The organism is Desulfosporosinus sp. Tol-M2 (assembly GCF_059735615.1).
The window spans coordinates 1-13161 of sequence record NZ_JCAIJG010000188.1; the positions used below are offsets into that span (position 1 = coordinate 1).

A 13161-nucleotide genomic window follows, 5' to 3' on the forward strand; every position below is an offset into this window, starting at 1 on the left:
GCATGGCTTTCGTCGGTCCGCCTTGTTCGGAACTCTTCAGTTTTTTCTCTTCTACTACTCTTTTCATCGCTTCAAGCGTCTTGTCATCCATAAATTAATCCTCCTTTCGCGAGGCGCGAGGTTTGAAGCACGAGGTCCGAAGCACGAGGTTCAAACTCAATGTTCGTGCTTTCGTGTCTCACGCCTCGTGCCTCGCGCCTCGTTTTGTGCTATTTTTTCCGCCAGCTCATTTAAATACGTCCAACGGTTCAGCATATCATCCAGTTTTTTCTCCAGCGCTTTTTGAATTTCCGCCAGCTCAGTTAGTTTTCCAAAATCACTGCCCAGATCATGCATAAGTTGATTGTTATCCTGAAGTTCCTCTTCTGTCTGAGCAATTTGAGCCTCGATTTGCTCATAGTCTTGCTGCTCTTTAAAGGTCATTTTCGGCAGGCGCTCTTTCCTCCGTTCCGGAATTACTCCCCATCCCGCCTGTGCGTTCGGGGTGCGAAAAGTTTTTGCCAAAGAGGCTAAACTCATGGCCTGCTCAGCCGCTTGCTTTGCCGCATACACCTGTTCCCGATAGTCTGAGTAATTTCCCGCGTACGAACGAATTTTTCCCTCCCCTTGGAAAGAGAAAATCTTCTCCGTAATTCTATCGAGAAAATACCGATCATGAGAAACTGCAAGGACGGCGCCCGGAAATTCATCCAGATAGCCTTCTAAAACAGTCAAGGTCTGAATATCCAAATCATTGGTCGGCTCATCCAACAAGAGGACATTTGGAGCCGCCATCAAGATCCGCAAAAGATAAAGTCTTCGTTTTTCCCCACCAGAGAGTTTACCAATCCGGGTCCATTGTGCAGCCGCAGGAAATAAGAAGCGCTCCAGCATTTGGGATGCGGTAATCAAGCCGCCATCAGCAGTGGGAATCACTTCCGCCACCGCTTTAATCTCCTCAATGACCCGGCTCTCCGGATTCAAATACGTATTTTCCTGCGCGAAATATCCCATGTTCACTGTGGTGCCCAGCTCTATATTCCCGCTATCCGGGCTCATTACACCAGCGATCAAATTTAAAAAGGTTGATTTGCCACTCCCATTGGGTCCGATAATCCCAATCCGATCATTTCTGAGTAGAATGTAACTGAAATCTTCGATCACAACCCCATGGTCTGGAAACCCTTTTTGCACATGTTTACATTCCAGGATTTTCTTTCCCAAGCGGGACGCCCCTGCCGGCATCTCAATCCGATTAAGGTATTCCGTCGGTTTAGCGGCCTGAATCTTTTCAAAACGCTCAATCCTCGCCTTTTGCTTAGTCGTCCGGGCTCTGGCCCCCCTGCGCATCCAAGCGAGTTCATTGCGTAAGAGACTTTGGCGTTTTCTTTCGGTCGCCTCGACTTGCTCTTCCCGCTCCACTTTCAATTCCAAGTAACGGCTATAATTTCCGGGGTAAGGATAAAGCTTCCCCCGCTCCAACTCAAATACTCGGCCAACGATTCGGTCAAGAAAATACCGATCGTGCGTAATCATGACCAAGGCGCCTTTACGTTTATTCAAGTACTGTTCCAGCCAATCCACGGTATCATTATCAATATGGTTCGTCGGCTCATCCAGTAGCAGAATATCCGTAGGGTTGATGAGCGCACTCGCCAAAGCAACCCGTTTTCTCTGCCCACCCGATAGGGTCCCGATTAGCGTATCAAATTTAGAAATTCCCAGCTTAGTCAGGATCGCTTTAGCCTCATTTTCAAGCTGCCAGGCTTCCAGTTCATCCATCTGTTGCCCCAGCGCGATCAAGGCTTGTTGAAGCAGGGGTTGATACGGGTCATCATTTAGCTTTTCCACGGCCGTTTCATACTCCCTGAGTAACTTCATCACCGGGGAATTTCCCTTAAAAATCTGCTGTAAAACCGTAGCCTCATCTTCAAACTCCGGATTTTGAGGGAGATACTCAAGGCGCATGTTATTTCCCATCGTGACTTTGCCTTGATCCGGCCACTCCATACCCGCCAGGATTTTAAGCAAGGTGGACTTGCCCGTCCCGTTAACCCCAATTATCCCTATTTTCTCTCCTTCGTCAATCCCGAACGAAATATCCTTAAAAAGTACTTTTTCGCCGTAACTTTTTGTCAAATTCTCAGCTGTTAAGATGTTCATGTTTGTTTCTCTTCCCCTTATAAAAAGCTGTAGAACATCTTAATTATATCATATTTAGGCAAACCTCCCTATTCATACCGCAATGCCGCTATCGGTTCGAGTTTGGCAGCCTTTAGTGCCGGATAAAAACCAAAGAACATTCCCACTCCAATAGAGAAGGAAACCGCAAATAGAATCGCCCAGCCTGACAAGAGTGGAGGCCAGTGCAAAAGATAAGTCACCATCTGCGCACTCCCTACCCCCAAAGCAATGCCTACAATTCCTCCGACAAGAGATAATCCAATCGCTTCTAATAAAAATTGTACTAAAATGTCGCGTTCTTTGGCTCCCACAGCTTTGCGCAATCCAATTTCTCGCGTGCGTTCCGTCACAGAAACTAACATAATGTTCATAATTCCAATCCCCCCAACTAATAGGGAGATACCGGCTACCAAGCCGATAAAACTTGTTAAAATGTGAGTAATCTGATTAGCCGATTGCACCAATTGCTGCACATTAAAAGCCTCAAACTGATTCGTAGTCCCGTGACGCACGTTTAGTAAGCGTTTGGCGCTAGAAATCGTACCTTCTAAATCAGTTTCAAGGAATGTCGCTCCTTCCAATTGGTCGACACGCTCCGACTGGAAAATACCCGACCAAGTTCCCCAGGGAATATAGGCATAGGCATTCTTAGTGCCCACATCAAATTGGGCAAAGGCGGACTTATCCTTGGCTAAAACCCCTATTACACGGCAAGGAACATTTTGAATAATCACCTGCTGCCCTAGAGGATTTCCGGCGCCGAAGAAATTTTCAGCTAAGGTCTGATCGATCACAACCACGCGCCGATCAGCCGAAAACTCTTCTTCCGAAAAAAAACGTCCTTTGGCAATTTCCCTGCGACGCAGATCTGCAAATTCAGGTGACGTTCCCACGATCATGGCTGAAGACTGTTTTTGATTCCCCTCTATAGCCGTATACTCTACACTCGACGGAATCAACGTTTTAACTTGCGGTAGGGCTCGTCTCAAACTTTCCCCATCCTGAATCGTCAAGCGCTCTCCCTCGGCCAGTCCAGTCTGTCCGACAGATTTCGTGTACAGCACAAACAAATTTACACCGCTTTTTTCCATCTCTTGCATGATAGCAGCTTTGCCGCCGAGTCCGATGGTGACAACTGCGATTACTGCCGCAATCCCTATGATTATTCCGAGCATCGTCAGCCCTGTCCGGAGCTTATTAGTCCGTAAGCTGAAGAATGCCCCCCGTAAACCTTCTAAGAGGCTCATGTACCTCCACTCCCCGTATCCGGTGCTACCGCCAAACCCTGCGAAAGTTCGTTGGAGGGATTAAGAACTATCAGGTCCCCGGGTTTTAAACCGGAGGTTATTTCCTGATGCGTATCATTACCTATTCCAATCGTTACTTCCGTCTTAAGAAGTTTTCCTCCTTGGATCAGATAGACATAGTTCCTTTTCCCTTCTTGAAAGAGCACCTCTTGTGGAACAGCCAAGACCCCCTCCCTGGTCGCCACGATCATTTGAATATCCACACTAAAACCCGGCTTTAGTCCAGCAGGCACTTGATCTATGTGAATCTTTACTCCCACCGTCGGTAATGAGTTCCCCTGAGCGCTTGATGTTACGACCGCCTGGGGTGAGATTCCAGTAATGGTTCCTTGAGCAGGCGTATTTCCCAATAGTTTACTTGAGATCGTCGCTTTTCCGCCAAGCTGAACCTTACCCGCATCAACTTCATTCAGTCTCGACTCGACATTCATTTGGGTTAGATCTGCCACTAACACAAGCGGCTGTTGCACTGGAGAGAGGTTGCCCTCCTGGGCATTGACCTCGAGAACCGTTCCATCAATAGTTGCTTTGTAAATCATTTGCGCCTGTTGTACCTGGGTAATTTTCAACGTTTCTTGGGCCTGCTTTAAAGCCGCCTTACTTTGCGCCAGAGCACCCTCAGCCTGTCTTGTGGCGCTAGCAACTTCACTCGTGCTTTGGAATTGCTTAAGCTCATTTAAATTGGATTGCGCCGCTTCAACGTTCGTTTGAGCCGCCTCAACATTCGCCTTTGCTTGGGCGACTTGAGCATCAGTCAGAGTCGTATCGAGGATCACAAGGATTTGCCCCGCTTTAACGGAATCCCCACTCTTCACTGCTACCTTTGTTACAAGACCAGGGTTTAACACTCGCACCTCTTGACGAGAGACCGCTACCACGCTCCCTGTCGCATAAACCTCTTCTTGTATCGTCATTGGAGCGACGGCAACAGCTTTGACCATCACAGGACACTGCTCCCTTCCCCAAATCCACCATCCGCCGAAGGCTAATGCCAGAACAATCACTACCCCTAATCCCCACCAAAGAGGCTTCTTCACAGTATCCCCTCCAAACACGCTATAACTACCATGCAAATTCTTTGATAGGAAGACACATCTAAGAATTCTAGTGTGCCCGTATAACGCTTTCAAATATTCAAGGGGCCCACGAGATACGTCGTAAGCCATGCATAAATAAATAAAGTCCCCAACAGACACATGAGCAAGCCATGAATCTACTGGGGACAGTAAGCGCGACTTATTATGGTAAAACAATAACCGGCTTGTTTTTTGACGGTCGAAACAATAAGAAATTCCGCCCAATAACTTGTACAAGCTCAGCCTGAACGCGTTCAGCCAGTTCATCCGCCACGGTTTTCGGTTCTTCTAAATAATTTTGTAAAACCCGGCCCTTTATGAGTTCTCGAGCTTCTAACGCCTCGTTCGTTTGGGTGACTACTGTTTCAGTGATTCCGCCCTTACCGACTTGAAGAATCGGATCCATTCCATTTCCCATGGATCTTAAATAACGTTTTTGCTTACCTGTTAACACTTAACTCTTCCCCCTAAGCCATTACTCTTCAACCCAATCGAACCTCACGCCGGCGATCTCGACTTTATCCCCCTCTTTGATTCCTTGCGCACGAAGAGCTTCATCGATCCCCATGACTTTCAAAATATTCTGGAAACGGTAAACACTCGCTTCCCGCTCAAAGCAGGTCATCTTCACATGTTTTTCGATTTCTTTGCCGACAACAAGAAATAGATCCTCTTCTTTAAGGATTTCAAACCGCTTACCCAACTGCGCTTTCGTAACCAAGTGATCAGCCGGAGGATTAAGAATTTCTGGAACAGGGGTATCCGGTAAGAGCTGCGCAATTCGATACATCAAGGCTTTTAATCCTTCCCCAGTCGCTGCAGACACCGGGAAAATCTCGTGACGGTCTTCCACTGCTTCCTTCAAGCGTTGTAAATGAGCCTCCGCACTCGGAATATCCATTTTGTTGGCCACAATAATCATTGGTCTTTGGGCAAGCTCCGGACTATAGAACCGTATTTCTTCCTGAATAATCCTTAAATCCTCGAGCGGATCCCGTTCTTCCGACCCCGAGATATCCAAAACGTGCAAAAGCAAACGTGTTCGCTCGGTATGGCGCAGAAATTCATGCCCTAAGCCCGCCCCCGCATGAGCACCCTCAATGAGTCCAGGAATATCGGCCATGACAAAACTCTGTCCATCCTCAAGCTCGACCACGCCCAAATTCGGAATCAAGGTAGTGAAATGATAATCCGCGATCTTCGGTCTGGCAGCGGACACTTGCGAAATAATCGTTGATTTCCCCACATTCGGGAAACCGACCAGTCCGACGTCCGCCAAGAGCTTTAACTCCAGACGAAGCCAGTTCTCCTCACCAGGTTCTCCGTTCTCCGCCAAGGTTGGGGCTTTATTGGTATTACTCATAAAACGAGCATTACCTCTCCCTCCCCGACCACCGGCGGCAACCACGACATGCTGTCCATGCTCGGTTATATCCGCAATTGTTTCACCGGTATTATCATTGAGGACCACCGTACCAACCGGAATGCGCAGAATAGTATCTTCCCCGCTACGACCGCTCATATTTTTCGCTTGCCCATGGTCCCCCCGCGCCCCCTTATAATGCCGCTTATAGCGAAAATCCACGAGAGTTCTTAAACCCTCATCTCCCATAAAAATAATATTCCCCCCGCGTCCGCCGTCTCCTCCACTCGGCCCGCCTTCAGGAACGTATTTCTCCCGTCGAAAGGCGACGGCTCCTGCCCCGCCATCACCACCCTTAACATAGATCTTGGCCTGATCGTAAAACATAAACATAGTTAATTCTCCTCGTATAATGTTAAATCTCTTGGAAAGGACTGTTATTTGGAGTCTGTCGTTAACTTTAGCATTCTATCAAAGAGAACCGTTTCTTCGTCCGCTAAGATAACCTGGCAAGCTAAGCCACCCGGTTCATCGAATAAATACACTTCAGCCGTGACGTTTAATAACAGCCGTGACTGGGAAGACACTTCCAAGCATTCTTTAGTGTACCCGTATAGCCTTTCCACATATTCTTCTTGCCAATGATCTCGCCAAAAGTCTTCCTTTTTCATCCCCTCAGGAAAGTCAAGCGTGGCAGGGATTCCTTTCTGCCGAAGATCGATAATCAACCCCAAAAGAACAGCCGCAAGTGCCGGTTCATGAATTAGCGCTATCTTCTGCTCTTGCTCCTGAACTACGATCGTTTCCCTCATGTAGGCCAGGGCCTTCTCCGGTTGATGGAGTTGTAAATGACCCATGATCACTTGCCAGTGATTCAGAAAATCATGCCTCTGGAGCCTATACCTTTGTAGAAGTTCGGACAGAAGAACAAGTTCAATTTTTGACATCGTCATCAATTTCCTCTCAAATTCGTGGCCTTACTATTCTCCCTTCAGAAAAAGGAGTTATTGTTACTATAGTAGGTATAATAAAAACCCCTGGGAAAACCCAGGGGTGAATAAATACAGCTTATTGGGCTACAGCCACTGGTATTGTTGTGCGCTCAGGGTAAATACTAACTTGTTTGCGCATCCGGTCTTTATGCTCAAACTTAACATAACCGTCAATTAGAGCATATAAGGTGTCGTCTTTACCCAAACCACAGTTTTTTGCGGGATGAAATTTCGTGCCGCGCTGACGTACAATAATCGTACCGGCGTTTACGAATTGGCCGTCGCCACGTTTTACACCGAGACGCTGAGCGTTGCTATCACGACCATTTCGTGAACTGCCAACCCCTTTTTTATGAGCGAAAAGTTGAAGATTCATTTTTAACATGGAGTCCACCTCCTTCGATCTATGAAAATATAGTCTTGGCTGTAGGTCGAATGTATCTGTTCAATGCCTAAGGTCATAGTTTGCAAAATCCACTGGGCCTTTTCCAATTCCAGCTCAGGTATTCCAACAAGCTCACAGGTGAGATGTTCATCTGTCTCCTGCACTTTAGGAGCTACCGATAGGAAATATTCCAGGCCATTACAGGCCGCAATGCTCAGTGCGGAAACCCCCGCACAGACAATATCTTGACCTGAATCTGCATATCCGGCATGTCCGGACAGCTCAAACCCCCGTATTCGCCCTTGATCATCCGACCAGATTATGAAATGAATGCTGCTTTGGCTCTTACGCTTGGAGCGCTTCGACAACAACTTTTGTGTAGGGTTGTCGATGTCCTTGTTTGCGTCGGTAGTTCTTTTTGGCCTTGAATTTGAAGACAATTATCTTCGCCCCTTTACCGTGCTCCACAACTTTTAGCACTGCTGCAGCACCAGCTACAACTGGGGTTCCTATATTAACCACACCGTCTTTTTCCACGAGGAGAACCTTATCGATCGTCACGGCGTCTCCTACATTAGCATCCAGTTTCTCAACGCAAATCACGTCGCCTTCTTGAACACGGAACTGTTTACCACCGGTTTCAATCACAGCGTACATTTTATTACACCTCCCATGCCCTAGACTCGCCATTGCAGGTCAGTTTTTTAAAATCTAAAAAACCCGTTAATACCTGATTCGAGCGGTTGCGGTGAGAAGTCACCACGTTTAAACATTTTAGCATCTGATCACATTATTTGTCAAGCAGGCTGACTAAGAAACATGAGCAATTGGAACTTAGATTCATTGCTCTTAACGGTAGGAAGCTTCTCCTTACTTTTCATAAAGCTTAAAGGTTAAGGTGTTTCCTTCCAACAAACTGCGGATTAAGAGAAATAAATTTGAACTATTTCTGAATTTAAAATCTAGAAAAGGGGAGCTTACAGTTGCATCCTGCCCAGGAGGAACATAAGCTACAGGCAGGGTATGATGGTGTGCTTCCAGAATTTCCAATTGGGCGAGAAGAACGGCATTATAAAGAGTAGAAGAAACTTGGCAAACTCCTCCTCCAAGTCCCAGGATAAAGGTATCTCCTTCAATGATTAGCGCCTCTTTATAACCCGCTTCAGCAGTTATCTTGCCGATGCTCTCATTAAAGGAGAACCGTTCTCTGGGTGCTAATAATTTCCCATCAAGAGCATTTGCGGACAGGCGAATGTTCCCTGTACGATTGACCAGAGTTGAGTCAAAGTGAGTAGAGTATTGGGCGATGGGCATAGGTTCTTTGACCGTTAGATTAAGTTTAATAGCTTTACCACCATATCCGTCTACAACCCCCTCATAAATACTTGACCCTATCCTGCTGGTATCGACAAACATGGAATTCCACTTAACTGGAACATTAATGATCTCACTGTTGTAAAGCCTGGCCTGGACCGTTGTTGGCAATGCATAAACCTGATTCTGAGTAATAGTTGCCGTGACATCCGCTACTGTATAAATGCTATCTTCCTTCACTACCCCTGCTATCAAGTCCCTTGAATTTTTCAGGACTTCGTTAGCAACTACGCTACTGCCTCCAAAAACAACTAAGTTAGGGTTTAGTTTACCCATATAGAACTTCCTAAAATAATTGGCTGCTGGTTTTGGTAAGGTAAGTGTGGCAGAATCGATCAATACTATTGGGTCGCCATTTTTGGCTGCCAAAGCACTTCCAGCTAAAGCATCAGCAAATCCGTTACCGGTAGCTAGATATATGGTCGTCGGGTTAGGATTAAAAGTTTGCGTAATAATCACATTCGTCTCGAACCTATCTTGTCCGGCTAACCGTTCAACACTGGCTTGTGGAAGTAAAGCGCTGATTTCCGACTTTACATTGTCAGATATTACAACCGTTCCTCCAGTAATATATACTTTTGTTGGTTTTTTCTCTGCCAAATAGTTTTTCATTTCCTCAGGTAAAGCTGTTTGAGGACTTAACAATATAGGCCAGCCTTTGTTAGCTGCAAAACTGGCTATACTCAAGGCATCAGGATATGATTCACCTGAAGAAATTACTACGGTTGGTACTGATGTATTATTAAGCGAACAAGCTAACTGATAAGATGTTTCATATCTATCGTAACCGGCAATCCTCTCAATATTGTTGAATCCGAGGTTATTTAGTCCGGTTTCAAATTCTTTGCTTACTATTGCGGTGCCACCAATGATATAAACCGTTCCAGTTGGGTCAAGATGCTTGGTAACATAATCAAATGCTTCCTTTGACCCGTCAACCGAAGTATCTACTAAGAGAATTGGAGCATCTTTTTGGCTGGCGAATACGCTGGCGGATAGAGCATCTGCAAATCCAATTCCTGTTGAAAGGATAACATTCTGAACTTTTCCTTGATTAAATTGCTCTGATATAACTTTAGCAGTCTCATACCTTGTTTGGCCTGCAAGTCGGGTTGTAATAGTTTGCGCGGCTTCTGGTAAATTTGATGTTGCGGCAAAAGCTGGATTCCCGATCATGATACTACAACAAAGAATTAGAATGATAGCCATTAACTTGTTCTTTCTTCTCATAATTGAACCCCTTTTATTATGATTTGGATGATTTAAAATCTAATTAAGTATTCGTTGCCTATACCTCAAAACCTTTTTTTGCCTCTCTTTTCATTCTATAATAGTAAGTAGTTATTTTTAGAAAAACTCTCCATAAAACCTTAATAAATATTTCATATATAATTAAGAATCTAATAGATAATAGGCTATATAATTATTACAAACTAATTAGAGGAGTGGCTTAAATGAAGAAGTCGAAACTGATCGGAGGCATTTTGTTGATGATTTTAGGCGTTGGGATATCAATCGGTTCAGTTGTCTTTCATTGTTACAACCATGGACAATATGGCATGATAAACCAAGGACATAAGATTGTAAATCGGCATGGCATGATGGGAGGTTATGGGTTTAGGGCGAAACCAAACCAAAACCAAGGTCAAGGTCAAAACCCTAACCCAAGTCCCATCCCAAGCCAAAATCAAAATAATGATCAGAATTCGAATGGAGGTTAACAATGATGATTATTGGTATCGTAATTTTCCTAATCGGTTTATTCTTAGTTCTTGATCGTAATAATCAAGTTGCAAATCGTTTGTGTTTTTGCAATAGGGAAGATAAATCCTTAAACATCTTAAAAGAACGCTATGCGCGTAGTGAAATCACTGCGGATGAATTTAACACAATGAAAAATACCTTAGTAAATGATTCCCCAGCTTAGGATTTGAAAATCAATCCATATAAAGGGCTCAGGCCATGGATATTTACCCCATTATAAAAAAGCAGCTTGCCTCGGCATATATTGGAGGAAGGCTGCTATTGAGCGTATCCCGCACCTGATTCAACAACGGTTTAACACTCTCGGATTGTGCGGCAATGTAGCTATTGACCTCTATCAACACGTAACACTCCACGTGTGTTGTGGCAATAAGATGATAATAATGCGCGTAAATAAGGGATTTGCGTAAAGGTTTGACTCCCTTTTTTGAAGGGGGGTATGTCTTGATTTGGATAGTCAAACAACTGGAATTTTGTATTTTTTTCTGAGCATTGAGGAATCAAATTATCTTTGCTAAGATCTCTTCCAGACCCGTTTTTGGATATACGCGGAATCGGATAGGAGAATTATGAATACGTCCAGTGATATTACCAAGGAATTTCGCTAAAAAAGTCAGTAAGTAAATGTATCGAGGATATGCTTTCATGTAAAAGGCCTTTGAAACTGGTTGTGTGTGGCTGTTCGCACTTGACGTGAAATAATTGATATCTTCGTATATATCGTCCACCAGGTCAAACATCCCTCGTTTCACCCCTTTGGCATAGTTTCGACTATCGAGCTTAAAAGTCGCATTAACGCAATTGAGACATTTTACTACATAATCCAGTGAGATATGTGACGCCAATACATAGTCGCGAGACATCACTGATGCCTCTGCTGCGTAATTAGCGACCCCATCCACTTCCTGTCCAAGAAGGATTGTCTCTTCAAATTCGCGGTGACCACCAAGTAGCATATAGATCACAGACAATCCTGTCCAAACACTGGCTTGTGCATCCATCCAATCCTCATGCCTACCATACGCTGAAGTTGACAGATCAATTTCTTTCACTAACTTTAGGAGGTTTTGCACATTAGAAAGGCGAGATCCCATAGGCTGTCTCGTAATACTTTCTCTTAGTGCTTCAGACAATGCAGACAAGGATTGATTAAGTAGCGTGTGAAATATTGAAAACTGCCCTATATATTCGAGCGCATATCCCGTGCTCTTAATAGCCACTGCGACAGAAGCGTCATACGCAAGTGGCTGTAATTTTTTTGAATCAAAAATTACCATCATCATCACCCATTTCTTTCTTATTTTCTTGATAATAAGCTTAAACAGGCTTCTTCTAAATTAATAGGGATTTGCTTTTTTTATCATACTAAATCTAAAAAGGACATCTTTACGGCCATTGCTATCATTGGCGAAATTGGAGTGGACATGTCCGTGTTCTATCCTCACGTCACCTTTGTTCTCATGGGCGTAACACCCCAGGACAATGAAAGTGCGGGAAAAAAGAAATCTGTACGCATAAGCTGTGCAGGAGTGTATATCAAGCACCACTGTTGGTTCAATACGCAAATACTGCCATCAAAAACAAGAATTTGCCCTTATTTTAGTTTTAGGGTGAGGTACGAGCAGATCACATCGTCGTGGTCACAAGAAAGCAATTATTGCTATTACTCACATGCTGCTGAATTGAATTTACCACATGCTTTCTAGAAATGAGCCGTTCGACGATAAGCTGTATCATATCGAAACTGTTTCAAGACCGAAGCTATCATCGTTGACTTAAACCTAATTTGGGATTCAGACCAGTTCCCCACCAGTTAGCCGAGCGAATAGAAGCGCATCTTTTCATATCAGTTCTTACCACCTGGGCCTCATCATCGTATCAATTATTGCATCTCGGAGACCAGAATAGTCATAGTATCCGTTTCCAGCGTCATTTGTATTGGAAGTGGAGTTCTGTTGACTCGCTGCCACTTCTTTTGCCTTTCTTGCTGCTTCAGCTTTTTGACGATCTTCCTCTTGCTTCTTTAACTGTATTTCAATGTTCTTTAATTTTTCATCGCATTGGTCTTTTTTTTTGTATAGAATTTTTAAAGTTTGGTTGCAAAGCTAGAACTTTAGTAAAATTATCTATGGATTGTTGATACAACTTTTTTGCATCTGCCAGCGCCCCGTCTTTAGAAAATTTCTCTCCTTTTAACTGTAATGCAGATGCAAAATTGTATAATACATCTACATTGTTTGCATCTGTTTTCAAGGCAAGTTCAGCATTTATGATGGTGTTATCCAAATCTCCATTTTTTAAATAGAGATAGGATAAAATATCAGGCATCTTTTGCCCATTGGCGATGATTATGGCATCTTCTCCCTTGACGTTTTTAAAGTTTATATTTACACCTTTATCAATAAAGACTTTTCCAATAGCTTTTTGATTTTGTAACAGTGCTGTGTGCAGGGGAGTATTACCTTGATTATTTTGTATTGTCATAGGATGATCTTCGCTTTTTTCTGATGAAGTCATTGGTGGCATTTTATCCACCAGTTGTTGAGTTAATTCTATGTCGTTTGTTGCAGCCACTTGATTAAAAATTGTGTTTCCATCTTTGTCTTTTATGGTAAAAGCTGTTTCGTTCTTGTTGTTTTTTACATCCAGCAAAGCACCGTTTTGAACTAATTTTTTAATGATAGCTAATTCACTATTCATTACGGCAATATGCAAAGGTGGAGTAGTATCATTTTAG

The 13161-nt window shown here is 44.0% G+C and carries 14 protein-coding genes and 1 pseudogene; 3 read left to right on the top strand and 12 right to left on the bottom strand.

Translation table 11 applies throughout. The features are described from left to right. Nucleotides 1-156: 156 nt before the first annotated feature. The 10 genes from AC6I5A_RS13745 to AC6I5A_RS13790 form a co-directional block, all read right to left on the bottom strand. Nucleotides 157-2142: an ATP-binding cassette domain-containing protein gene (locus AC6I5A_RS13745; protein ID WP_052168114.1), complete on the bottom strand. Its 1986-nt coding sequence runs from the start codon at nucleotides 2140-2142 to the stop codon at nucleotides 157-159. Between the two features lie 68 nt (nucleotides 2143-2210). Further along, on the bottom strand, nucleotides 2211-3410 hold the full coding sequence (locus AC6I5A_RS13750; protein WP_034617239.1) for an ABC transporter permease: 1200 nt from the start codon (nucleotides 3408-3410) through the stop codon (nucleotides 2211-2213). After that, nucleotides 3407-4507, bottom strand: a complete 1101-nt coding sequence (locus AC6I5A_RS13755; RefSeq protein ID WP_034617249.1) for an efflux RND transporter periplasmic adaptor subunit — start codon at nucleotides 4505-4507, stop codon at nucleotides 3407-3409. Before AC6I5A_RS13755 ends, AC6I5A_RS13750 begins: the two co-directional genes overlap by 4 nt. 202 nt (nucleotides 4508-4709) lie before the next feature. Beyond that, the gene (gene yhbY, locus AC6I5A_RS13760) at nucleotides 4710-5000 is read right to left on the bottom strand and encodes a ribosome assembly RNA-binding protein YhbY (RefSeq protein ID WP_034617261.1); all 291 of its coding nucleotides are present in this window, start codon (nucleotides 4998-5000) and stop codon (nucleotides 4710-4712) included. Between the two features lie 21 nt (nucleotides 5001-5021). Next, nucleotides 5022-6296 carry a GTPase ObgE gene (gene obgE / locus AC6I5A_RS13765; protein WP_034617305.1) on the bottom strand — a complete coding sequence of 425 codons (1275 nt, stop codon included), beginning with the start codon at nucleotides 6294-6296 and terminating at the stop codon, nucleotides 5022-5024. A gap of 50 nt (nucleotides 6297-6346) precedes the next feature. Next, nucleotides 6347-6862 (bottom strand): Spo0B domain-containing protein, encoded by a 516-nt coding sequence (locus AC6I5A_RS13770; RefSeq protein ID WP_034617272.1) that lies wholly within the window; start codon nucleotides 6860-6862, stop codon nucleotides 6347-6349. A 115-nt stretch (nucleotides 6863-6977) separates the two neighbouring features. Beyond that, nucleotides 6978-7286, bottom strand: coding sequence for a 50S ribosomal protein L27 (gene rpmA, locus AC6I5A_RS13775; RefSeq protein ID WP_034617282.1), 309 nt, complete (start codon nucleotides 7284-7286; stop codon nucleotides 6978-6980). Next, nucleotides 7280-7726: a ribosomal-processing cysteine protease Prp gene (locus AC6I5A_RS13780; RefSeq protein ID WP_497900773.1), complete on the bottom strand. Its 447-nt coding sequence runs from the start codon at nucleotides 7724-7726 to the stop codon at nucleotides 7280-7282. The genes rpmA and AC6I5A_RS13780 overlap by 7 nt, the downstream gene beginning before the upstream one ends. Next, nucleotides 7632-7943: a 50S ribosomal protein L21 gene (gene rplU, locus AC6I5A_RS13785; protein WP_034617285.1), complete on the bottom strand. Its 312-nt coding sequence runs from the start codon at nucleotides 7941-7943 to the stop codon at nucleotides 7632-7634. Before rplU ends, AC6I5A_RS13780 begins: the two co-directional genes overlap by 95 nt. Before the next feature lie 213 nt (nucleotides 7944-8156). After that, on the bottom strand, nucleotides 8157-9890 hold the full coding sequence (locus tag AC6I5A_RS13790) for a cell wall-binding repeat-containing protein (RefSeq protein ID WP_034617288.1): 1734 nt from the start codon (nucleotides 9888-9890) through the stop codon (nucleotides 8157-8159). 224 nt (nucleotides 9891-10114) lie between these two features. Here AC6I5A_RS13790 and AC6I5A_RS13795 point away from each other — a divergent pair, with 224 nt between their 5' ends. Both AC6I5A_RS13795 and AC6I5A_RS13800 read left to right on the top strand, forming a co-directional pair. Continuing rightward, on the top strand, nucleotides 10115-10381 hold the full coding sequence (locus AC6I5A_RS13795) for a hypothetical protein (RefSeq protein ID WP_034617291.1): 267 nt from the start codon (nucleotides 10115-10117) through the stop codon (nucleotides 10379-10381). Nucleotides 10382-10383: 2 nt separating this feature from the next. Then, nucleotides 10384-10587, top strand: a complete 204-nt coding sequence (locus AC6I5A_RS13800) for an SHOCT domain-containing protein (protein WP_034617295.1) — start codon at nucleotides 10384-10386, stop codon at nucleotides 10585-10587. A gap of 337 nt (nucleotides 10588-10924) precedes the next feature. Here AC6I5A_RS13800 and AC6I5A_RS13805 read toward each other — a convergent pair whose 3' ends face one another. Continuing rightward, nucleotides 10925-11707 carry a hypothetical protein gene (locus AC6I5A_RS13805; RefSeq protein WP_034617298.1) on the bottom strand — a complete coding sequence of 261 codons (783 nt, stop codon included), beginning with the start codon at nucleotides 11705-11707 and terminating at the stop codon, nucleotides 10925-10927. Between the two features lie 93 nt (nucleotides 11708-11800). On the opposite strand from AC6I5A_RS13805, the pseudogene AC6I5A_RS13810 reads away from it, so the two are divergent. Further along, nucleotides 11801-12107 (top strand): annotated as a pseudogene (locus tag AC6I5A_RS13810) (transposase); the annotation flags it as partial. A 369-nt stretch (nucleotides 12108-12476) separates the two neighbouring features. Here AC6I5A_RS13810 and AC6I5A_RS13815 read toward each other — a convergent pair. Then, nucleotides 12477-13139: an ankyrin repeat domain-containing protein gene (locus AC6I5A_RS13815; RefSeq protein WP_497900774.1), complete on the bottom strand. Its 663-nt coding sequence runs from the start codon at nucleotides 13137-13139 to the stop codon at nucleotides 12477-12479. Nucleotides 13140-13161: the final 22 nt, after the last annotated feature.

What these genes read in the sequence shown, in the direction of transcription:
- AC6I5A_RS13745 (WP_052168114.1), bottom strand. Translation starts at nt 2,142, where the DNA reads ATGAACATCTTAACAGCTGAGAATTTGACAAAAAGTTACGGCGAAAAA.
- AC6I5A_RS13750 (WP_034617239.1), bottom strand. Translation starts at nt 3,410, where the DNA reads ATGAGCCTCTTAGAAGGTTTACGGGGGGCATTCTTCAGCTTACGGACT.
- obgE (WP_034617305.1), bottom strand. Translation starts at nt 6,296, where the DNA reads ATGTTTTACGATCAGGCCAAGATCTATGTTAAGGGTGGTGATGGCGGG.
- AC6I5A_RS13770 (WP_034617272.1), bottom strand. Translation starts at nt 6,862, where the DNA reads ATGACGATGTCAAAAATTGAACTTGTTCTTCTGTCCGAACTTCTACAA.
- rpmA (WP_034617282.1), bottom strand. Translation starts at nt 7,286, where the DNA reads ATGTTAAAAATGAATCTTCAACTTTTCGCTCATAAAAAAGGGGTTGGC.
- rplU (WP_034617285.1), bottom strand. Translation starts at nt 7,943, where the DNA reads ATGTACGCTGTGATTGAAACCGGTGGTAAACAGTTCCGTGTTCAAGAA.
- AC6I5A_RS13790 (WP_034617288.1), bottom strand. Translation starts at nt 9,890, where the DNA reads ATGAGAAGAAAGAACAAGTTAATGGCTATCATTCTAATTCTTTGTTGT.
- AC6I5A_RS13795 (WP_034617291.1), top strand. Translation starts at nt 10,115, where the DNA reads ATGAAGAAGTCGAAACTGATCGGAGGCATTTTGTTGATGATTTTAGGC.
- AC6I5A_RS13800 (WP_034617295.1), top strand. Translation starts at nt 10,384, where the DNA reads ATGATGATTATTGGTATCGTAATTTTCCTAATCGGTTTATTCTTAGTT.
- AC6I5A_RS13805 (WP_034617298.1), bottom strand. Translation starts at nt 11,707, where the DNA reads ATGATGATGGTAATTTTTGATTCAAAAAAATTACAGCCACTTGCGTAT.